Origin of the sequence: Bacteroides sp. 519 (genome assembly GCF_010500955.1) — a bacterium.
Classification (GTDB): domain Bacteria; phylum Bacteroidota; class Bacteroidia; order Bacteroidales; family Bacteroidaceae; genus Bacteroides.
On record NZ_QVMJ01000005.1, the window covers coordinates 268,245 to 290,077 of the forward strand.

Annotated in this window: 20 protein-coding genes; 3 read left to right on the forward strand and 17 right to left on the reverse strand. The window is 31.3% G+C overall.

Translation table 11 applies throughout. The features are described from left to right. Window positions 1-455: 455 nt before the first annotated feature. From mobA to mobC, 3 genes are read left to right on the forward strand one after another with little or no spacing between them, the layout of a single operon-like run. Window positions 456-890 (forward strand): conjugal transfer protein MobA, encoded by a 435-nt coding sequence (mobA, locus tag D0T85_RS07520; protein ID WP_163211829.1) that lies wholly within the window; start codon window positions 456-458, stop codon window positions 888-890. Continuing rightward, the gene (gene mobB / locus D0T85_RS07525) at window positions 875-2,212 is read left to right on the forward strand and encodes a conjugal transfer protein MobB (protein WP_163211831.1); all 1,338 of its coding nucleotides are present in this window, start codon (window positions 875-877) and stop codon (window positions 2,210-2,212) included. Before mobA ends, mobB begins: the two co-directional genes overlap by 16 nt. Window positions 2,213-2,256: 44 nt before the next feature. Then, window positions 2,257-4,257, forward strand: coding sequence for a conjugal transfer protein MobC (mobC, locus tag D0T85_RS07530; RefSeq protein WP_163211833.1), 2,001 nt, complete (start codon window positions 2,257-2,259; stop codon window positions 4,255-4,257). Here mobC and D0T85_RS07535 read toward each other — a convergent pair. From D0T85_RS07535 to D0T85_RS07615, 17 genes are all read right to left on the reverse strand, one after another. Next, window positions 4,238-4,684, reverse strand: a complete 447-nt coding sequence (locus D0T85_RS07535; RefSeq protein WP_163211835.1) for a GNAT family N-acetyltransferase — start codon at window positions 4,682-4,684, stop codon at window positions 4,238-4,240. The genes mobC and D0T85_RS07535 overlap by 20 nt on opposite strands. Beyond that, window positions 4,665-5,558, reverse strand: coding sequence for an NAD(+) synthase (nadE, locus tag D0T85_RS07540; RefSeq protein ID WP_163211837.1), 894 nt, complete (start codon window positions 5,556-5,558; stop codon window positions 4,665-4,667). Before nadE ends, D0T85_RS07535 begins: the two co-directional genes overlap by 20 nt. 11 nt (window positions 5,559-5,569) lie before the next feature. Then, a complete protein-coding gene (locus D0T85_RS07545) occupies window positions 5,570-6,328 on the reverse strand; it encodes a hypothetical protein (protein ID WP_163211839.1) in 759 nt (252 codons plus the stop codon). Between the two features lie 107 nt (window positions 6,329-6,435). Next, window positions 6,436-7,569: a hypothetical protein gene (locus D0T85_RS07550; RefSeq protein ID WP_163211841.1), complete on the reverse strand. Its 1,134-nt coding sequence runs from the start codon at window positions 7,567-7,569 to the stop codon at window positions 6,436-6,438. A gap of 4 nt (window positions 7,570-7,573) precedes the next feature. Then, entirely contained in the window at window positions 7,574-7,831 is a 258-nt protein-coding gene (locus D0T85_RS07555) for an acyl carrier protein (protein ID WP_163211843.1), read from the reverse strand. Window positions 7,832-7,841: 10 nt separating this feature from the next. Beyond that, a complete protein-coding gene (locus D0T85_RS07560) occupies window positions 7,842-9,089 on the reverse strand; it encodes an alanine racemase (RefSeq protein WP_163211845.1) in 1,248 nt (415 codons plus the stop codon). Beyond that, complete coding sequence (locus tag D0T85_RS07565) at window positions 9,082-10,053, reverse strand: hypothetical protein (RefSeq protein ID WP_163211847.1); 972 nt, start codon at window positions 10,051-10,053, stop codon at window positions 9,082-9,084. Before D0T85_RS07565 ends, D0T85_RS07560 begins: the two co-directional genes overlap by 8 nt. Beyond that, a complete protein-coding gene (locus tag D0T85_RS07570) occupies window positions 10,050-10,811 on the reverse strand; it encodes a class I SAM-dependent methyltransferase (protein ID WP_163211849.1) in 762 nt (253 codons plus the stop codon). Before D0T85_RS07570 ends, D0T85_RS07565 begins: the two co-directional genes overlap by 4 nt. Before the next feature lie 75 nt (window positions 10,812-10,886). Further along, window positions 10,887-12,047: a hypothetical protein gene (locus tag D0T85_RS07575; RefSeq protein ID WP_163211851.1), complete on the reverse strand. Its 1,161-nt coding sequence runs from the start codon at window positions 12,045-12,047 to the stop codon at window positions 10,887-10,889. Beyond that, the gene (locus D0T85_RS07580) at window positions 12,044-13,195 is read right to left on the reverse strand and encodes a hypothetical protein (RefSeq protein ID WP_163211853.1); all 1,152 of its coding nucleotides are present in this window, start codon (window positions 13,193-13,195) and stop codon (window positions 12,044-12,046) included. The genes D0T85_RS07575 and D0T85_RS07580 overlap by 4 nt, the downstream gene beginning before the upstream one ends. A gap of 5 nt (window positions 13,196-13,200) precedes the next feature. Next, window positions 13,201-15,432: an excinuclease ABC subunit UvrA gene (locus D0T85_RS07585; RefSeq protein WP_163211855.1), complete on the reverse strand. Its 2,232-nt coding sequence runs from the start codon at window positions 15,430-15,432 to the stop codon at window positions 13,201-13,203. A gap of 5 nt (window positions 15,433-15,437) precedes the next feature. After that, window positions 15,438-16,328: a cysteine synthase family protein gene (locus D0T85_RS07590; protein ID WP_163211857.1), complete on the reverse strand. Its 891-nt coding sequence runs from the start codon at window positions 16,326-16,328 to the stop codon at window positions 15,438-15,440. Between the two features lie 6 nt (window positions 16,329-16,334). Continuing rightward, on the reverse strand, window positions 16,335-17,261 hold the full coding sequence (locus tag D0T85_RS07595) for a radical SAM protein (protein WP_163211859.1): 927 nt from the start codon (window positions 17,259-17,261) through the stop codon (window positions 16,335-16,337). A 4-nt stretch (window positions 17,262-17,265) separates the two neighbouring features. Beyond that, window positions 17,266-18,129: a 3-oxoacyl-[acyl-carrier-protein] synthase III C-terminal domain-containing protein gene (locus D0T85_RS07600; protein WP_163211861.1), complete on the reverse strand. Its 864-nt coding sequence runs from the start codon at window positions 18,127-18,129 to the stop codon at window positions 17,266-17,268. A gap of 64 nt (window positions 18,130-18,193) precedes the next feature. Then, window positions 18,194-19,129, reverse strand: coding sequence for a hypothetical protein (locus tag D0T85_RS07605; protein ID WP_163211863.1), 936 nt, complete (start codon window positions 19,127-19,129; stop codon window positions 18,194-18,196). Between the two features lie 7 nt (window positions 19,130-19,136). Next, the gene (locus D0T85_RS07610; protein ID WP_163211865.1) at window positions 19,137-20,702 is read right to left on the reverse strand and encodes a class I adenylate-forming enzyme family protein; all 1,566 of its coding nucleotides are present in this window, start codon (window positions 20,700-20,702) and stop codon (window positions 19,137-19,139) included. Between the two features lie 74 nt (window positions 20,703-20,776). Beyond that, window positions 20,777-21,775 carry a DUF4852 domain-containing protein gene (locus D0T85_RS07615; protein WP_163211867.1) on the reverse strand — a complete coding sequence of 333 codons (999 nt, stop codon included), beginning with the start codon at window positions 21,773-21,775 and terminating at the stop codon, window positions 20,777-20,779. Between the last annotated feature and the right edge of the window lie 58 nt (window positions 21,776-21,833).

Below are 21,833 nucleotides of genomic sequence, written 5' to 3' on the forward strand. Positions count from 1 at the left end.
GTAATTTTTAGCTTTTCAATTTGTTTGTTTTCTATGAAAACGATTTCCGATTTGAGCCTTCTCTCTTCTTACTAACAATTCTCTTTTCTCCGACTCTTTTCGAATACGTTTTTCTCTCTGATTATCCGCGAAAGAGTAAAAAATACACAACTATTTTCCGGGTGGTAGTATTTGGCACTCGTTGGCTTAGGTTGTGGCTATCCATCTTATTTTCAATGAATTTAACTTTGCATCGGAATTGTTCATCCCAATCAAAGCTTGCTTTTTACAAGTTCAGCTAACCCACAAATCCGCACACGGATGTGGGTGGATTTTGATGTTCAGAAAGAACATGGCAAGGTATGTTTTGAGCAGCTTGAAATAAATTTCAGCATCTCAAAACCCTTGCCCCTCGAGAGGGGAGGAATTATTCCGAAGTCATAATTCAGTAACCATTTTCAAAAACGATTTCCCCGATGGATGAAACAAGAAAAAGGAAGGTTGGCAGGCTTCCGAAGAGTGACCCTGCTGTTTTCAGGTACTCAATCAGCCTTAGTGCCGAAGAGCATGATAAGTTCCTTACGCTCTTCGAGCAGTCGAAACAAAGGGTTAAGGCGCATTTTATTACCTCCTGCATTTTTGGTAAACCCGTAAAAGTGGTACAGATTGATAAGGGGATGCAGGATTACTATATGCGCCTGACTACTTTTTACGGACAATTTCGTGCAATAGGAACAAATTATAACCAATTGGTAAAAGCTTTGAAGTCCAATTTCTCGGAGAAAAAGGCACTCGCTTTACTCTATAAATTGGAGAAAGCGACCATCGAATTAGTTGAATTGCAACGAAAAATATCTGCCCAAATCGAAGAATTTGAATGTAAATATTCCGACTCATGGTTGCAAAAATAAACACGAACAGTAACCTTTTCAGTACATTATTATATAATAACCAGAAGGTCGAAAACGATGCCGCCAAGATTATCCATGCAAATAAGGTGATGCAGGATAAGAACGGAGAGTATAATATGCTACTCTGCAATCAGTCTTTTGCTCCTTTTCTGGCAGCCAACCGGAAGACAGAAGAACCGATTTTGCATATATCCATCAATCCGCATCCCGATGATGTATTGACCGACGAACAGTTGATAGACATCGCCGATGAGTATATGCAAAAGATGGGATTTGGCAAACAGCCTTATATCGTTTTCAAGCATGAAGACATCGAACGGAAGCACATCCATATAGTAAGTACCAATGTGGATGAAGCCGGTAAGAAGATTAACGACTTTAATAATTTCCGCCAATCGAAGAAGATAACCGAAGAACTGGAAGCCAAGTACAAACTGCACCCGGCAAGCAAGCGGGATTATTCGGAGGAAGTTCCCCGATTGAAGAAAGTTGATTATGAATCGGGGAATGTCAAGAAACAGATAGCCGGCAACGTAAAAGCCCTGATGCAGTCTTATCGTTTCACATCGCTTCCCGAATATCGAGCTTTACTCTCCTTATATAATATAGGTATAGAAGAAGTAAGCGGAGAGGTTCGTAATAAACCGTATCGCGGATTGGTGTACTCTGCTTTGGATAGTGATGGGAACAAAGTGGGCAATCCGATAAAGTCCTCTTCAATTGCCAAAAGCGTCGGGCATAATGCACTGGTAAAAAAAGTAGCTTCGTCAGCGAAGATAATAAAGGAAAAGGATATTGCCGAACGTATAAAACCGATTCTTGATACCGCTATCGGCAATTATCGCAATCGCCAATCTTTTGAAGCGGAGCTTTTGCGTAACGGAGTAAGTGTTGTTTTTCGGGAGAACGAAGAAGGACGGATTTACGGTGCGACATTTATTGACCATGAGAATCGTACCGTACTGAACGGATCGAAAATCGGAAAGGCATATTCTGCCAACGTATTTCACAGTCTTTTCCATAACAGCATAGCGGATGAACCTTTGGCCAACAATCAGGAAATAAATAATATAGAAGAGAGTCCGGCAATATACCTTCCGTTGGAATTAGACATTACGGCAACTCCCAAAGAGCAGGAAGATTTGGAAGCTCCAACCTCAGACTTTTCAGAAAATGCATATAGACAGAAACCGGATGATACGGATTTTGTCAGTCCATTTTCCCTCTTGGAGCTGCATGGAGAGGATTATGAAGCGGAAAGTTTTGCCCGCCGGAAAGAAGCGGAAGCCAAACGTCGCAAGCGTAGAGGAAGAAGAATGTAATCAATCAGTATATAATTATTTATTCATTTTAAAAACAAAATTTTATGCAAAACGAAGATGATTTAAGGGGACTCGCAAAGGTGATGGAATTCATGCGAGCTATTAGTATTTTATTTGTTATTATTCACATTTACTGGTTTTGTTACGAGTATATCCGTGAACTAAACTTCAACCTGTCGGTGGTGGATAAGATACTGTTGAACTTCAATCGAACGGCTGGCTTGTTTTCCAATATGCTGTGGACAAAGTTGTTTGCCGTGGTATTTATGGGACTCTCCTGTTTGGGAACGAAAGGAGTGAAGGAAGAGAAAATAACATGGCCGAAAATATCTATCTTTGGGATTGTCGGTTTCTTTCTGTTCTTTCTTAACTGGTGGATACTGGATTTATTTCTTCCACTTGCGGCAAATACAGCCTTGTATATTTTTACATTGTCGCTGGGTTATATCTGTATGTTGATAGCGGGATTATGGATGAGCCGCTTACTTAAAAACCGCATGATGGATGACGTTTTTAATTATGAGAACGAGTCTTTTATGCAGGAAACCCGCCTGATGGAGAATGAGTATTCGGTCAATCTTCCGACTCGCTTTTTCTATAAAAAGAAGTGGAACAATGGTTGGATAAACGTGGTTAATCCGTTTCGTGCGACTATTGTACTCGGAACTCCCGGCTCGGGAAAGTCTTATGCAGTGGTAAATAACTTCATAAAACAGCAAATTCAGAAGGGTTATAGTCAATATATCTATGACTACAAGTATCCCGACCTCTCCACAATTGCATACAATACGCTGATGCATAACAGAAAAGCATACAAAGTAGAGCCAAAGTTTTTCGTTATCAACTTCGATAATCCAGCCGGAAGCCACAGATGTAATCCCATAAATCCAGATTTTATGACCGACATATCGGATGCTTACGAAAGTGCCTACACTATCATGCTCAACCTCAATAAAACGTGGATTACTAAGCAAGGGGATTTCTTTGTGGAATCACCGATTATCCTGCTTGCAGCAATTATCTGGTATCTTAAAATCTATGATGGTGGGAAATACTGTACTTTCCCTCACGCCATAGAATTTCTAAATAAGAAATATACCGATATTTTTCCTATTTTGACTTCATATCCCGAACTCGAAAACTACCTGAGTCCATTTATGGATGCATGGTTAGGTGGAGCTGCCGACCAGCTCCAAGGACAGATTGCAAGTGCTAAAATACCGCTATCAAGAATGATAAGTCCGCAGTTATACTGGGTAATGACCGGAAACGATTTTACCCTTGATATAAACAACCCTGAAGAACCGAAAGTTCTTTGTGTAGGCAATAATCCGGACCGTCAGAATATCTATTCGGCGGCATTGGGCTTGTACAACAGTCGTATCGTGAAACTGATTAACAAGAAAGGGATGCTCAAATCTTCTGTTATTATTGATGAGTTGCCGACGATATATTTTAAAGGATTAGATAATTTGATTGCTACTGCACGAAGCAATAAAGTTGCGGTCTGTTTAGGTTTTCAGGATATGAGCCAATTGACGCGGGATTATGGAGACAAAGAGGCAAAGGTCGTGAGCAATACTGTCGGCAATATTTTCTCCGGTCAGGTTGTGGGAGATACCGCCAAAACATTATCTGAACGCTTTGGGAAAGTCTTACAGAAACGCCAGTCTATGACTATCAATAAACAGGATAAAAGCACCACCATCAACACACAACTTGATTCGCTTATTCCTGCATCGAAGATTAGCGGACTGACACAAGGGATGTTTGTCGGTTCGGTTTCGGATAACTTCGACGAGCGGATTGAACAGAAAATTTTCCATTGTGAGATTGTTGTGGATAATGCGAAAGTTGCTACCGAAATGAAAGCTTATCAAAAAATACCGGAGTTTACCAGTTTTATAACCGCAGATGGGGAAAATGTGATGCAACAGGAGATTGAGCGGAATTACTATCGCATAAAGGAGGAAGCTCAGCAAATTGTAGATTCGGAACTGGAAAAACTGAAGGATGATCCGAAGTTTAAGGATTTGATAAAGTAGAAAATGAATAAATATTAAAGCCATTTTGTTCCTCCACAAATGTCCAACCAGTCTTGATATAGTAATAATTAAAATCAATGTTGATTGGACATTTGACAATGTATTCAATATCACTAAATTTTTCAAGTAAAAGTCTAAATATACCTTTTTTTCGATAGTTTGGAGATATTGCGAATTGATATAGAGATATTTTATTTACTTTTTTATTAGGATAAAATCTAAATGCTCCAACTATACATTGTTGATGTATAGAAAAAGCTATAATAATATTGCTTTTTTTAATTGCATATTTTATTCCTAATGGGCATAAAAATTCATTATTGTATACAGCTTCATTATGAGATGATAACAACATGCTAAAAAAATTCCTTAATATTATTTCATCTTTCTCTGTAGCCAATCGTATTTCAATATCTAATTTGTTCATTCAATTTTCTATGTTTAAATCTCTTTGCTTCAACTGTCAGTTTACGCAATTTCATTACAATATTTAATGGTAATTTACTATATTTACAGACATCTTCATCTTTACATTTTTTAGATATAGCTAATAATGCGATATCAATATATTCTATTTTCAATTTATTTTTTATTTTTAAAACATTTTGATCATCTTCTGTATTGAAAATGCGCTGTTTTTTTATTGGTCCTTCGTTATATATCCAATAGGCTAAATCTTCTAAATCAGTTTGTCCCTCCCAAAAACCGGCAGAGGCTGGCTGTTTGATAACTTTCTCATTTGTTCCAATATATTCTGCAATTTGCCTTACTTGTGTTTTATATAAATGTACAATTGGTTTAAGATGTGCAACCCCATCACCAAAGGGGAGGAAAAAGCCAGTTTCATATTCTGTTCTATTAGAAGTTCCAATAACAATATACCCCCTATCTTGATATGTTGATAATATGGACGTTCGTATAGAACATTTTGCACGAGATGGGTCCAATAATCCATTCGAATTAAATTCTTCAATAGGGTCTGCCTCTCCAATGGCATGAATTAAATTGTATGGCAAATCTTCAAGAAAAATTTCGTGTAAAGTTATTCCTAAATCAGAAGCTAACTCTCGTGCATTTGAAATATGTACTTCTTCCATTTCTCTTTGTATAACGATAAATAATTTTATACGTGATTTATCTATTGCTTTAGCTGTTAAGCGAGCAACTACATCAGAATCAAGACCTCCAGAAATTGCAATAACAACTTTATCTTGCCTTACCTTTTTTTTAATAAATGAAATAATTTCAATTATCTTTTGTTCCAATTCTTTTGAACTGTATTTGATTATTAATTCTTTCATAATTTACACTGTTAAACATACATGATTTTTGCAATACTTATATCTTTGAAGTTGCTATAATTTAGGATAATACCTGTTGAATTTTTGGATATTTTATTTTGTATATAAAATAATGATATTGGAATATCAGATGTTCCAAAATCAAAATTCAAATATTCAGGGCGATAAATAAACTTTAATTCTTTTAACTCTCTCTGCGCTTGATTGATTATTTCTTTTGAGTAGTTATTAATGACGCACCAATCAATTTCTTCTATTTTTAAATTATATTTTTTTGCATAATCAAAAAATATAGATCTAAACTTTTGATTTACACCAGTATTCTGATATGATTCGATGTTAGAAATTTCATATTGCTTATAGTTTTTTCGCCTTTTATTTGTTACAATAAAAGCACTTGAAGCATCAGCCCTAGTGTATCCTTTTTCCTTTATTCTTTCTTTTATATTATGAAATCGTTGAACTGTGGTTACAATAGCATTTGAACCATCATTTAGCAACACGTCCAATTCAGATAGAGCTATAAAAAACTCTGCCCCACCAATATGTTGGATACAAAAAGGGATAACATTTTTTAAGTGATTGATATATAATAACTTATAAGACGAGGCAGGTACATTTGCCGAAGAAGAAGATCGACAATCTGCCAAATATTGAATCTCCATTTCACCAACAATATTCGATATTAATTCTAGTGATTTTGAAATAAGCGACTCTGTTTCAGTATCTGCTCTAGGTATTTTGATAGGGTGCTCATTCATATGCTCCATTTGTTTGTATTTGTTATATATATTCTCATATATTGACATCATCTCAGAAAGGTTCTCATGTTCTGTTATCTTTGGTATAAAAACAGCAGGTATACTTATATACAGCATTACATATTTTTTAATTGTGAATATATTGCATTTTTATTCTTATCCCACCAACTAGTAATGGAAAAATGTTTTGATAGTTCTTCATAGGTATAATATAAAGAGTCCAAATCTAATGAAGAATACTCGCATAGATTTAATGTTTCCAACCATTTTGTTTTACATGAGCAAGTAAAAGAATTAATTTTTTTCAAAATTTCAATTGAACAAGTGGCTCGATATTCGTCTAATAAACAAATTATCTTATCAAAACAACATGGGCATGTATATGGAGAAGCAATAATTTTAGAAGGATCTGTATAATAATTTTTATACCAAGATATTTGAGTTTTTTCCAGATAATCAATAGGGACCAAATTTAATACATGGATTAAACTCCAAAGGGATATTGGGTTATAAAAACCTTTCTCGTACAAAACAGCAGAGAGTGTGTAAGGTTTTACATGTAATGGAAAAATAACAGTATTGTCTGCACCGTATTTATATGCCCATTTTATTGTTTTTACAGCACTTTCAATAGACTGATTTTCTGAAAGGAAAGGAATTCCTAATGAAATATTTGCGATTATTTCTATGTCACATTCTTTTAGTAATTTAAATTTTGACATATAATCATTAATATCAGTTCCCTTATTTAGACAAAAATTGCTAATCCATTGACTGGAAGTTTCTAAACCGATTTCAATTGATATTTTTTTATTAGGAAGATATTCTTTTAGTTCTTTAATATTGCTTTTAGTTATTGTATCTACTCTGGTTTCAAAAATAAATCTATCTATATGGGATTTTTTAATTTTGTCATAAATAAAATGGCGGACAGATATGGGTACTTCATTTGTATCTAAAAAGCTACCGGAAGGAGTTATTGCCAACTCACTAATATTACTTCCGGCTTCATTAATCGCCTGTGATATAGAAGAGATCATTTCATTTTCATTAATATTATGCCCTTTTCCATAATTACACATCACACAACCTCCTGATGCATCCCATTGGCAGCCTTTAGTCAAAAACCATATTTCCACAAAATTTCCCATTTGTGTAATTTCCTTACGTAAAACATATTTCGTATTAATATCTAATCTTTTTCGATCACGATAGATTCTTTGTTGTATGATTTTTAGAAAATTCAACATATTATTATTCAATTAATAGAGAAATATAGTAAGTCAATGTTTCTATTGAATAGAAAATTTTTGAAAAATCATCCACAACGGGATTAAATCTGAAATCAAATTCATCTTCAAGTAAGACTTGCAGGTTTACAATTGCAATAGAATCAAAAGCTAAATCATTTCTAAGACTTGCATTTACAGATATTTCTTCCTGGCTCGACAACCAGATGAATTGTTTTTTAATGATTTGAATAATCCTTTCTTCAATATTTTTTTCCTTCATTTTTATAATATTATTTGATTAAAATTTGATGTTCTATAAATTGCGCTGGAGTTATCCTATTTCGAATAAGATGAAATTTATTGTCTTTGTTTAATATTTCAGGTGGGATATCATGACTTAAAAATAAATTTTGTGCAGCTGTTAATCCATATGCTCCGGTTAGATAGAACAAGATAAAATCACCGATGGAAGGTAATATATCATATGCTTCATGAGCAAACTTGTCCACAGGAGTGCACAATGATCCACAAATAGAAAATGTGGCATATTCTTTATTATTACTTAAAACCTTAAATGGAGGAATACGAAATCCATAATTATTGTCATAATGAAGATTGTTAATTCCACCGTCAACAATTACAAATATAGAATTATTCTTCTTTTTGACATCTAAAACTTTAGTTATAAATATACCTGAAGAACCTATCAAAAACCTACCAGATTCAACTGCATATTTTCTTTTCTTATGGTGTGGTAATATTTTAAAAACATGTTCCATTTCAGATTTTAAACAAGCCCAATTTTCCATCTTATCTCCATCAAAGTAAGGGATTCCAAATCCACCACCAATATCAATTATCTCAAATAGACAGTTATGTTTAAGTTCTAAATTAGATGTACATTCAATAATTGAGCTTGCGTTTTCAATTATTTGCTTTCGATCAAGTATTCCTGTTCCTAAATATCCTTGAATTCCTTTTATTTGTATATTAGCCCAATTCTCACGATTCTCCAAAATATCAGAAGCTTCTTTATAGGACATCCCAAACTGTGTATTCCCCCCCATTGATAAAAGTCCCTGAGTTTGTTTAGAATTAATCCGTAATAGAACAGTGCGTCTAACATTGCTGGAGATTAAATTTAATCGTTCTATTTCATTCTTAGACTCAATTACAACTGTTAATTGAGAATCATAAGTGAGTTCTTCATCTTTTTTACCTGGGCCAATAAATAGGATTTTATCTGATGTGATATTGTTTTTCTTTAAGGCCAATAATTCTCCTAAAGAAGCAATTTCAAAACAAGCACCTAAGTCATTGAAAATTTTAATAATGCTAATATTGGGATTTGCCTTAACAGAATAATAAATTGTTGTACCATCTGGTAAAATTGATTGTAAGTATTCCCAATTTGCCTTAATAATGTTGTAATCATATAAAAACAAAGGTGTATCATATAAATTAACAGCATCAATTATTGAAATTTCGGAATCATTTAATAGTGATGGAGCAAAATGAAGCGGGGACGTTTTATTCATTTTTTATATATTTTATTGTTTCTGACATTCTGTTAAGTTGTAGAGTAAACTCAGACTCAAGAAATATTAATTGCTCAAAAGAGGCGATAAGATCAATGTTGTTTTGAATACTAAACAGTAATTCAGCAAGAATTAATTTATATTTCTCTATAGACTCTTCTGCTTTAATTAATAATTTTTTATCAAATGAATACGTATTCTCTATTATGTTTTGAAAAAGAAGACTTAATTGCATTAAAAAAAGAGAATAGTTGGGAATTCCAAAAGATAAACTTGCAATTTGAGATGATTTTAACTTAAGTTCTCCTTTTTCTAATAACTTTGACAGCCCTATTGGGAGAGAATCTAAATTATTTATGTTGTTATTTCTGTATTTTATTCCCTCATATAAAGTTCTGATATGTAAATTTTCATTTTTATAATTAAAATCAATTATCTTAAACTGAAAAATCAAAGTATTAGTTAACATAGAATTATAAATGATATTTTTTGAATATAACGAAAATGGACAACCCAAAGGATCGTTTATTACATAATTCTCCCCTTTTTTATCGACTATTACAATATAATATTCACCTCCTTTAAAATACAAACTTTCAATTCTATTCCATATTTTTGATTTATCAAGAGGACCAACAATTACATGTCCTGTTAAAAGCATTTTGTCAATTACAGAAAAACAACAATCATTTTCTCTTTTTTCTATACTACAATCAAATATATTAATATCTAATATGTTGCGAAACAGCTTTGCAAAAATGTTTAAAGCATCAGATGTTTTTATTAGAGGAGAAAACCATAGAGAGTAGTCATTTAAATCGAATTTGAAAATGAAAGGTCTTAAGCAAAAACAATCTACAAAAGCAGGTATTTTGAAACCTATATTGTGTAATACTATGGAAATAGAAGATGATAATGTATCAAAAGTCTTTCCGTGATATGCTATTTTATGTAGAATCCTCATTTTTGTAAAATCCAAATTTGATTATCAGAACTAGATGTAAGAGGATTACCTTTAAAATCTCCATAAACATCTATTACTTTAAATCCTGTTTTATGTATTAGATTCTCAACTTGTTCCGGATAAATCCAACTAAACTTAAAAGGAATGATTTTTTTAAAAAAAATTACTCCTTTTTGATTAGACTTCTCAATCGTAACAAAACAATTCATCAGTTGATATTTGTAATTGTAATTATATGTATCCCAAATATAATTATAGACACCTTCATATTCGTAGAAATACATTAGTCTTGAAATATTGTTGTATTGATCTGCCCATGATTTATTAAAAATATAATGATCAAAAACAAATTGTCCACCATCAGATAGTTGGAGATAAACATTTTTTAAAAGGACTTCTTTTTCGTCTAAACTTAACAAATGTCCAATTGAGCGAAAAGGGAAAGTTATTAAATTCGCTTTATTATTTAATTTAAAGTTTTTAACATCACTACATATAATGTTTATTTTGTCTTGTATATTCCAAATTATGGATTTTTCATAAAATTTGTCAAGCATTTCTTGACAAATATCAATGCCTGTAATTTTTTTCCCTTTTTTTGCAATTTCAATTGCGATTCTGCCAGTGCCAACACCTAATTCAACAATATCATTTTCGTTATAGCACATATCAACATAAAAATCAATGCACTCTTGTGCAGCAGGATCACCCTTACTCCATTCGTCATAAAATTCAGCTATTTCTGTATATTCATTCATTTCTATTTTGCATATTTTAGTGAATTAATTTCAGAGACTTATATATATAGTTAAATATTTGAGTCAAGAATTCGCTTATGGTTTCATTGTGTAATTAATATCATATTCTATTTTCATATTAATTAATCTATCAAAATGAAAATCAAACCAGTTGCGGTTGAATAAATATTCGGAAAGTTGTTGATACCCATTAATAACTCGTTCATATAAATTTAACGAATTATTTTTTTCTAATTTATCCCTCCAAATATTTTTGCATTCACATTTAATTTCATCTAACATAAGGATATAATTGAAGTCATTTGATTGACTAAATTTATCGAGTATTTCAATAACTTTACTATAACATTTTGAACAGGTGTAAGGGGAAGATATTACATTATATGCCCCCATAGATGTATACCAATTAATTTCAATTTTATTTTCATATATTTCTTGTTCAAGCTGTCTTAAAACTTCAATCAAAGACCATAATGATGGCGAAGAATAAATTTCCAATTTGAATAGTACTTCACCAATAGTCGCTTTTTTTATATGGGCAGGAAAAAGAGAAATAATATCAGACCCATTAGAAAAGGACCATTTTATAGAAGATAGAGTCTCTTGTATATTCTCTTTTTCACTTAAGAAAGGAATACCTAAAAATATGTTTGAAGCGGAGATGATATTATTTGCTTGTAATAAGTTATAAGAATTGATCATCTGGTTTAAATCAAGATTTTTATTGATGCAATATTTCAACAACCATAAATTTGAGGTTTCAAGACCAATATAAACTTTGGATAATCGACCCTTCAAAATATTCTGAGTTTCTTTTATTTTATCATAGGTAATCGTATCTGCTCTTGTTTCTATTGCAATTTTTCTACTATCTGACTTATCTAATAAAGAAAATATCTTTTGTCTTACAGAATCAGGAACTTCTTTCGAATCAAACATACTTCCTGAAGGAGATATTAAAAGTTCTTCACATCCTTTTGGGATAGTAGTCAACCCCAGAGCTACAGAATCAACCATATCTTGTGTGGAAATTGAAATTCCATTACTATAATCACAGATAGTACATCCACCTCGCTTATCATGAGAACAGCCGTTAGTCTTAAACCATAAACTAGCATAAATATTATTATTTATATTAGATAATCTAGTTACAAATGGCTCAACATCCCAATATGATTCTCTATTTTTTCTCGCTTTTCTTGCAAGTAAATCTAAAAAAGGGTTTTCTGTTTTCATAATGAACTCCGCTCTCTGTAATAACTCTCTACATCTTTAGATATAGATTCTTTATTTATACACCACCATTCATAACCAAGAATATTTTCAGCAATAAATTTATATGTATCCAATAAATCTATTTCTTTTTTATAATTTTGATTTAGTTCGTCATAAAATTCATTTTTGCAATCGCATTTAATCATATTTAGCTCATCTAAAACCATCGTCCGTAATGAATAGTCAGATTTATATTGATTTAATAAATATATTACTTCTGAGTAACATTTAGGACATGTAGTAGGAGATATGTCAATATCTGTATATGCTGGATTATAGTATTCTCGTTCTTTATACCATGCTATTTCTATCATCTCTAAAAAATGAGATGGTATTTTATTAAGAACTTCAATAAAAGCCCACAATGAAGGTTGTTTATATAGTTTATTCTCATACATCCAATTTGTTAATGTCCATTTTTTTATATTTATAGGAAATATGACACAGCTTTCAAACCCTATATCAAAAGCCCATTCTATTGAATCTATTGTATCATTTATCATGTCGGGTAAAGATAGAAGTGGAGCGCCTACTAAAATATTTGCAATAGGCTCAATATTATTATTTTTTAAAAGAGTTATTTTTTTTTCAATTGCATTTTTTTCAAATGATTTATTTAAAGAATATTTCAACACCCAATTATTTGAAGATTCAACACCCACTTCAATTGATAAATTATTGTTTAATCTACTTTTATATAATGAAATTATATCTTCGGACAAAGTATCTAAATGAGTCTCAAGTATTATATGAGTTTTGACATATCGAGATAAATTGTTAATCAATATTTTTTGAGCCTCAACAGGAACTTGCCATGTGTCAAGTATACTGCCTGAGGTATTTACCAAAAGCACTTCTGGTTCATATTTTAATGATTTAAAAGCTTCATCTAAAAATTGTGCTATTTCATTAGAATTATGATTTGTGCTATGCCAATAATCACAGAATGTGCAACTTCCATTTGCACTATTTCTACATCCCTTTGACTTAAACCATAGCTCTGTAAGTCTTTGATCTCCACAGATAGTATAATTCAGTTTTTGAGGTATCAAGGGTTTATGCTTCCTTAGAGTTAGATTTATGATTGATAGAAATTGGTTGACATTCATGTTTTTTACAATTCTTTTGATAGATATTTCCCTGTATATGAACACTCTATGTTGATTATTTGCTCTGGTGTTCCTTCCGCAATAATACGCCCTCCGTTTTTTCCTCCTTCAGGACCTAAATCAATGATCCAATCGGCCTCTTTAATCACATCCATATTGTGTTCTACTATAATAACCGTATTCCCTTTTTCCACTAATTTATTCAAAACGTTCATGAGAGTATCAATATCTTTAAAATGTAATCCACGAGTAGGTTCGTCTAGTACATAAATATTGCCCTTAAGGCTTAATTGTTTAGCTAACTTAACACGCTGAACCTCACCGCCAGAAAGAGTATCCAATGATTGCCCTAAAGTAAGATATCCTAAACCAACTTGGGATAATAATAATAATTTATTTATAATTTCCTTATCTTGAAAAAAATTAATCGCTTCATCTATCGTTAGATTAAGTACTTCTGAAATATTTTTATTTTTATATTTATAATTAAGAACACTAGTTTTATATCTTTTCCCTTTACACTCTTGACAAAGTTGTTTTATATCTCCAAGGAAGTTCATGTCCATCGTTATGTAGCCCAACCCATTGCATTCATTGCAAGCCCCTTTGCCATTGAAAGTAAATAAACTTGCATCTTGGCCTGTCGATAAACTAAATTCTTTACGAACAGCATCGAATGTTCCTGTATAAGTTAATGGGTTTGAACGAGCAGATTGTCCTATTGGCGATTGATCTACAATAATTATATTTTTAACTCTGGAAACTAATACATCTATGAGAGAACTTTTTCCTGAACCTGATACTCCTGTTATGCAAGTCATAACATTCTTTGGTATTTTCACATTAATATTCTGCAAGTTATGCAGACTAATATTATTCATTTCAATAAATGACTCCGAAAGTCGTCTATTAAAAAATTTCTTTTTTTTGTCATTTTTCAAATATCTGGCAGTAATAGAATCTTGTTGCAAAAAGTTATCCAATTTACCTTGAGCTACAATTTCTCCTCCATGGACACCTGCTCCTGGCCCCATATCTATAATATAATCAGCACTTAGCATAACACTTTTATCGTGTTCTACTACGATAACTGTATTATCTTTTTTTACTAAACACTTTAAGATTTCATTAATTTTCTCTACATCTTTTTCATGTAATCCTGCAGTTGGTTCATCTAATACATAAATAAGTTGATGAAGAGAGCTTCCTAATTGTCTGGCTAACTTTACTTTTTGTGATTCTCCATTGGAAAGTGTGGCAACTGATCGATTTAGGGTTAAATAACCAATTCCAACGTCAATCATATGATTCAACATTTTTTTTATGAATGGAGTAATTGTTTCCGCAATTTTGCCTTCGAATGCATCAATAACTTCCAACAAATCTGTAACTTCAAGGTTAAGCATATCTACAATTGAAATATCGTTAATCTTAACAGAACGAGCTTTTTCATTTAAACGAGAACCTTTACATGATCTACAAAGTTGTTTTGAAAAAAAAGTTTCATCATATGAATTTATAGATAATCCCCTACTATCATTTTGTCTATCCATTATTCTATGTATGACACCTTCAAAATGAAAACTTTGGACATATCCAGCACTATCATTTTTTAAATTTATGGGTTCTGAATATAATAATTTATGAAGTTCTTCATCTGTAAAATCCGATAGTTTTTTATCCATATCAAAAAAACCACTTGTTTTTATGATATTCCAATATCTTGAGTCGACTTTCCATGTTTTATGTAAAATAGCCCCTTCGTTTAAAGATTTACTCTGATCAATTAATCTACTTAAATCTGGCAAAAGTTCATTTCCTAATCCGCTACATTTTTCACATGCCCCCGATGGATTATTAAAAGAAAATTCACTGGAATTTAATATAGGAAGCCCCATTCTTGCAAATAGTAATCTGACAAAAGTATATACCTCGGTTACAGTTCCGACCGTAGATCTTGGATTTCTAGCTAAAGGCCTTTGGTCTATAATTATGCATGGCGATAAACCTTCAATAGCAGTAACATTTGCAGGTGATAATTTGGGTATTGAACGCTGTGCATAAGTACTCATTGACTCTAAAAACTCACGCTGTCCTTCAGCAAAAATTGTATCAAAAACTAAAGATGATTTTCCTGAACCTGAAACACCCGTTACAACAACTAGCTTATTTCTAGGTATTTCAACCGAAATATTCTTCAGGTTATTTTCATTTGCTCCTACAACTTTAATATCCATAATTTTTAAATATTAATGATTTCATTATCAGATGCTATTACTAAAATTCTGGCATCTTTACTTTTCTGTTGAATAATTTTTGCTGCAAATAAGCACATTCCAGATGTGTGCCCAACTACGACACCTTCTTTATTATAAAAGTCGTTACATTCATAGATCGCATCAATATCCCTCACTTTATATATATCATCAATTAGATAGAGATATGATTGTATAATATCAGAAGGCTCTGCCATCCCAGCTCCTGCATTGATATATTCCCCACAAAATCCACCAAAAATACAAGATCCAAATGGTTCAACACCTATAATCTTTATTTTTTTACTTTTTTGTTTTAAGTATAATGCGATACCTGATATTGTCCCCCCGCTACCAACAGCAGAAATTAAATAATCGATATTACCTTTCGTTTGCTCCCAAATTTCGGGCCCTGTAGTTTTATAGTGAGCTTTTACATTAGATAAATTTTTATATTGATTGACCCAGATATGATTTTTCAGACTGCCAAGTTTATTTGCTAGCATTATTCTTGAACTTCTATAATCAGTACCATTTTTTTTCACTTCAATTATTTCTGTATTTAATTTCTTTAATTTTTCTAATTTGCTAGGTCTAATTGTTGGATCAATTAAACATAAAAACCTTACATTAAATTCAGTCGCAAAAAAAGATAGCGAAATCCCTAAATTGCCAGATGTTGATTCAATAATTGTTGTTTCCTTATTGATTTTTTTTGAATCATACAAATCCTTTAGTATGAAAAATGCAGTTCTGGATTTAATACTACCTAAAAAATTTTGCATTTCCATTTTCAAAAAGATTTTACAAGAACTGCTATATTTGCTTGCATAATAAAGAGATGTATTGCCTATGTTATAATCAGAAAGATTTTTCATAAATTATTATTTGAAAATTGAAATAGCACTACAATGATCACATGAGTGCAGAAATGAGTTTGTTTTATATAGGTTTTCTATTTGTGAATCAAAAGAATTTATATCAAATTCGGCAATTGTATCACCGCCTATCGACCACGGACAAATACCAATATCACCATTATAATTTATGGTTAGGCTATGTTCAGTTTCTAATTTCTTTATTTTAAATCCTTTCGCCTGCAAATCATTAATATGACTATTTATTGCTGGAATTCTTAGTTTATTAAGGTTTATGCGAAAATTGTTCAATTTTTTCCATGATAAATTTTTTTCTAATAACTCCAAAAAGATTTGAAAATCCGAATCACTCATAGATAACAATGATTCGAACAATGAACCACGTCCTACATTTTGAAACTCATAAATAGAGATGTTAAATAGTCTTTTATTTACAAAAAAATCTATTCCATCTAATATTTTGTCAAAATTTCCTTTATGCAAAGTCATCCGTATATTTATAGGAATATTATGATCAACAAGTGGTTGAATATTATCTAAAATAGGTTTTAAAGGTATATTTCTGATTTTTTTTTGTAATTCATCAGTATGTCCGCAAACCGAAAATCTGAGATTATTTACCTTCTCCAATTGCTGTGTGTATGATAATAGATTAATTGTTCCATTTGTTGTTAATGTAACTGTTTTTAAAATATTATCATCTATATTATTTAGCAAATCATATATATGCTCCCATAGAAAGGTCTCTCCTCCTTCAATGTGAAAATCAACATCATATTTTTTATATAATAAATTTATTATGTAGATGATTTCCTCTAGTGATAAATGCTTTTTCACTTGCTCTTTATTTATCCATTCTGCATTATAGCAATGACTACAATTCAGATTGCATTTATCAGTTACATATAGATGTATATTCATTTTTCTTTTCATAATATTACCGTTTAATAATTGTAACACCCCTTGTACCTCCAAAGGCAGGATTTATTAATAATACAATATCATTTTTATTTATTAATTTCTCATTTGTAGCCCTTGTATAGTGTATGAAAGAATCATTTGAATTAAGATGACCTGTCTCTGAAATATAATTTATAAGAAATTTATCTATTGGAATATGCATCAATGCCGAAATAGTATCCCAAATTTGCGTGTAAGGGGTATGTGGAATAATATATTTAATATCTTGAATGTTTAATTTGGCTTTTTGTAATGCATTTTCAATGGCCATCCTAATAAATGATGGATTTGCAGCCCTAAAGTCATCTATCTGGTTTTTATCAGAATTTTCACCTTGATAGGCTACGACTTTGGTATGTATATAAGATGATAAAATTAAATTATCTTTTGTGTTTTTTGTAATTAAGCCAATAAAAACAGAATCCCCCATTGCAGAGTTAAAGAAAATACGTTCTCCATTTGAAAAAGCCTTATCTGCTCCTATTACTAAAATACTATCATTAAGTTCTAACTTATTTAGTTGTAACCCTGCTAAATAAACACAAAAATGCAATATAGCACAGGGTTGCCCACTTATTGCAGCTCTAGGTATATTTTCAAGTCCTAAATCACTAAAGCTATGTTCAAAAAAAGAAAAAGTAGAAGGAGACAAAAAGGGCAACGAATGGGCTATATATATCTTTTTTATACATTTTTTTTGCACTTTATATTTTGATAAAAAATCTGTAATAGTCTTTTTTATTAACTCGGTTAATAAAACATCATTGCTGGCTGGGATTTTTGAAATTCCCCCAGCCTGAATTTTTTTTAACAACTCCTGATTGTTAGGTATATTTCTCATTATTTTAGTTATAGACACTGTATTGGGTAATGAGTAATGCATATGTTTAAAACCGAATCTCATATTAAATGCTTATTATATTACAAAATAAATCATACATTTTATTCTCAAACATGGAAATATCAATAAAATTGTCATAGTCAATTTTGCATTTATTAAAAATACTATTTAATATTTGAGAATATTTGTTGTTTTGACTATTTATATTATCCAACACTTCTTTTTCGATATTTTTATTTGTATGCTCTCTAATTATAAAAAGAAATCTAGAGATCAATAAATTTCTTTGTATTCTTAACGGCAAATCATAAGTCAATTTGTTTTTAAGAGTCTGATTATCAGATATTTCATCCCGCATATTAAAAACTTGAATTAAAGCTCTTCCAGAACCAAATTTTTCTTTTTTTGCGATTCGATAGTTGTCAATAATAAAATGGAGTGTATTAATCCATGTATTCAGATCTATAGTATACTCATTAGTATCATTGATTTGATACATAATAAATTCTCCATTTCCTTCATTGATTCTATCACCACGCCACGCATCAATAAGATCCGATTCTTTTATTTTAACCAATATATACCCCTCGGAATCAACAATATAATAAAATGAATTAAAATATCCAACAACAATTATGTAATGATCCATTTTATTATACAACCTATTATGAAATAAATATGTTAATCCATCCATATTTAATGGTCCTATAACAACAGGGGCATGTTTACTCCATTCTTTCAAAATCTTAATGGCTAGATTATAGTCCGAATGAATAGGAAATAATTCTTTTTTGTATTGTATATTTAAGTTCTTTAATGCTCTATCCAACCCAATGCTATGGTCAATAACACTCTCGATCAAATGATTTGATTGTGGATAATTATGTGTTATAGCAAAAGGCAATGTTGTTAGTATTTCAAAATCCAGAACATTTAGTTTGCTTCTAAAATATGCTGAACATAGCGCATATGAACCACAACATGTTAAGTTTGTCATCATTGTCTGTCTAAACATCATCTTTTACTTTATCTATAGCTATTTTTTTTAAATGTTTTCTATCTATTTTTCCGTTATTGTTTAATGGGAAAATATTTTCAATTATTTCTATATATTTAGGAAAATACTCTTTAGGTAAAATATTCTGACAATCTTGGATAATTTTACTTTTATCTACAGAGATTTCATTTTTTACTTTGACATATATATATATTGCTTCTCCTAATACATAATCTGGAACACCAACAGCAATACATGAATCAACATATTCTATTGAGCTAAAAACACTCTCAATATCAATAGGGCTTATTTTTTGTCCTCTACTTTTAATATAATGTTCTTTTCTCCCTTCAAAATATAAAAATCCATCAGAATCAACATGAAACAAATCGCCTGTATATAATATATTTTCGCCAGATTTATCTTTCCTGAATTTCAAATCAGATTCTTTTTTATTGTTCCAATATCCTAACATTACATGTTCTCCTTTTACAATTAATTCTCCGGTTTCATATGGTTTGGCTTTTTCTCCAAAATCATTAATAATTTCAATTTCTGTTCCAGGTAATGGCAAACCAACTGAAGACTCATGATTGTCTATATATTGGTAAGGAAGAATACTAACACGCTTACATTCAGTCAGTCCATACATTGGTAAAATAGCAACTTTAGGTTGGATTGTTTTTATTTTTAAAATAATTTCTTTGGGTAAAACGTCTCCTGTAGAAGAAATATATCGCAAATATGGGAAATTTATTTTTGAAAAGCAACCTGACGAAACAAGTGATATAATAATGGATGGAACTACGGGAAATCCTGTAATTTCATGCTTAATTAAATATTGCGGAATTGACATTATATAATAAAAGTCTTCTATTATTAACGTTGCTCCGGCTGAGAATGAAAGAAATATTTGATATAGTCCATAATCAAATGAAAAAGGTAATCCGCATAGGATTTTATCTTCAGAATTATTTTGAATTACAGAATTTATCGCTTTTGTAACAAATAGAATCTGTTTGTTCAAAGACATTACTCCTTTGGGAAATCTAGTTGTTCCAGAAGTATAAATAAGCAATGCAAGATCATTTGAACAATCACAATTTTGAGTATTAACATCTCTTGCATCATTACTATCTATTATTAACTCAAAGCTGTCCTTGTCGCATACACCGTTTATTATAAGATACTTAACATGTAATTTATCGAAAAACAATATTAGATCTTCATTTACACAATTATACTCAATAAGTATATATTGGGGAGAACAATCAGATATTATATGCTTTAAATTAGGAATTGTTTGATTTGGTGAAATTGGGACAAAAACTCCTCTCGATTTAATAGTCCCAAACAATGAAACTATGAATTCCATAGAGTTATGTCCATAAAATACGACTCTATCTCCTATTTGAAAATTATTTTTTAACAAATAGTTAGAAAATGAAACCGTATTATTCCATATGCACTCATAACTATATGATATGTTTTTTACAATTAGAGCGTTTTTCTGGGGGGTTGAAAGTTTATTTTTTAATAAAATATTGTAAACGGAATGCATCATGGTATTATACATTTTTTTAATTAAAAACAAATACTATATGTTTATAGGTGTTATTCATATATATAACATTCCATAATTTTTCATAATTACTTCACACTCCCAATAAAATTATAATCGCAATGCTTAAAGTCATATACCTCAACACCAACCAAATCCGCACCAATCAGTGTCGCTCTATATAGCTTCTCCATGTTCATGATATCCGATTTTTCAAGTTCTATAAACTTATCCAATGGCTTTAAGTAAAACCGTCCATAAGCCAGTTCGCTGATGTACGAACTCCTTGCTTGCCCGCGCTTATTAACTTCGTTACCGTATTCCTGTGAAACCGGGATGAAGCATGACAACTCTTTGGCTGTTAATGTAAAGTTGTAGTCTCCATATTTCAAGAATCCCAATTTTTCATTTCCAATGAAATTGATGGGATATCCATTCTTTGAGAAGTCGTACTTACCGATTGTTACCTGATTGTCGATATAATAGGTTGATGCAAAGTCGAAATTATTCATCATATCCTCCAACTGCTTGGTGTAATCGGCTTTGACCGAGTTAAATTCAAATTCGTTTGCTCTGCACTTTTGATAGAGATCTTTGTCTTTCAGACTAATGAGGAACAGAACTTCCTTATCTGTTACAGGAAGTTTATTTACCCGGAGAGTAAGCGCCAGAAGCAAATCATCACTCAAAAACTTTGCATCCGGATATAGTCTTTGTGCTGGCTTTGCAACTACTTCTCCTTTTTCGATTGCATTGTTTATATCTATAAAAAACTCCTTTCCGGTGGATAACTCACGTACCGTAAGGATTGCCTCTTTTATGGAAGATGTGTAAGTTCTATCCGTACTCTTGATTCCAGTAATCTCCAATTCAGACAGACCTATATCTTCTTTATAATTTTGAAGATAGTTTCCCGTCATTGCCTTTATGAAATTATATTGGAATGTAGAAGGCTTATATCCGGCTTGAATTACATCGCCAACTTTCAGAGTCGTCCCATCATAAATTTGAACTGAGGATTCCTGTGCCTGTATCGTACCAGCCAAAAGCAATAAACAACAGCAGATGTAAAAGAGTGTTCTATTCATATCCTTGATTTTTAGTCGTTAATCCCGACAAAGATACTGATTCTCACAAAATTTCCCT

Excerpts from the sequence above, each read along its gene's own strand:
- mobA (WP_163211829.1), top strand. The coding sequence starts at position 456 with ATGGATGAAACAAGAAAAAGGAAGGTTGGCAGGCTTCCGAAGAGTGAC.
- mobB (WP_163211831.1), top strand. The coding sequence starts at position 875 with ATGGTTGCAAAAATAAACACGAACAGTAACCTTTTCAGTACATTATTA.
- mobC (WP_163211833.1), top strand. The coding sequence starts at position 2,257 with ATGCAAAACGAAGATGATTTAAGGGGACTCGCAAAGGTGATGGAATTC.
- D0T85_RS07535 (WP_163211835.1), bottom strand. The coding sequence starts at position 4,684 with ATGAACAAATTAGATATTGAAATACGATTGGCTACAGAGAAAGATGAA.
- nadE (WP_163211837.1), bottom strand. The coding sequence starts at position 5,558 with ATGAAAGAATTAATAATCAAATACAGTTCAAAAGAATTGGAACAAAAG.
- D0T85_RS07545 (WP_163211839.1), bottom strand. The coding sequence starts at position 6,328 with ATGGAGCATATGAATGAGCACCCTATCAAAATACCTAGAGCAGATACT.
- D0T85_RS07550 (WP_163211841.1), bottom strand. The coding sequence starts at position 7,569 with ATGTTGAATTTTCTAAAAATCATACAACAAAGAATCTATCGTGATCGA.
- D0T85_RS07555 (WP_163211843.1), bottom strand. The coding sequence starts at position 7,831 with ATGAAGGAAAAAAATATTGAAGAAAGGATTATTCAAATCATTAAAAAA.
- D0T85_RS07560 (WP_163211845.1), bottom strand. The coding sequence starts at position 9,089 with ATGAATAAAACGTCCCCGCTTCATTTTGCTCCATCACTATTAAATGAT.
- D0T85_RS07565 (WP_163211847.1), bottom strand. The coding sequence starts at position 10,053 with ATGAGGATTCTACATAAAATAGCATATCACGGAAAGACTTTTGATACA.
- D0T85_RS07570 (WP_163211849.1), bottom strand. The coding sequence starts at position 10,811 with ATGAATGAATATACAGAAATAGCTGAATTTTATGACGAATGGAGTAAG.
- D0T85_RS07575 (WP_163211851.1), bottom strand. The coding sequence starts at position 12,047 with ATGAAAACAGAAAACCCTTTTTTAGATTTACTTGCAAGAAAAGCGAGA.
- D0T85_RS07580 (WP_163211853.1), bottom strand. The coding sequence starts at position 13,195 with ATGAATGTCAACCAATTTCTATCAATCATAAATCTAACTCTAAGGAAG.
- D0T85_RS07585 (WP_163211855.1), bottom strand. The coding sequence starts at position 15,432 with ATGGATATTAAAGTTGTAGGAGCAAATGAAAATAACCTGAAGAATATT.
- D0T85_RS07590 (WP_163211857.1), bottom strand. The coding sequence starts at position 16,328 with ATGAAAAATCTTTCTGATTATAACATAGGCAATACATCTCTTTATTAT.
- D0T85_RS07595 (WP_163211859.1), bottom strand. The coding sequence starts at position 17,261 with ATGAAAAGAAAAATGAATATACATCTATATGTAACTGATAAATGCAAT.
- D0T85_RS07600 (WP_163211861.1), bottom strand. The coding sequence starts at position 18,129 with ATGAGAAATATACCTAACAATCAGGAGTTGTTAAAAAAAATTCAGGCT.
- D0T85_RS07605 (WP_163211863.1), bottom strand. The coding sequence starts at position 19,129 with ATGATGACAAACTTAACATGTTGTGGTTCATATGCGCTATGTTCAGCA.
- D0T85_RS07610 (WP_163211865.1), bottom strand. The coding sequence starts at position 20,702 with ATGTATAATACCATGATGCATTCCGTTTACAATATTTTATTAAAAAAT.
- D0T85_RS07615 (WP_163211867.1), bottom strand. The coding sequence starts at position 21,775 with ATGAATAGAACACTCTTTTACATCTGCTGTTGTTTATTGCTTTTGGCT.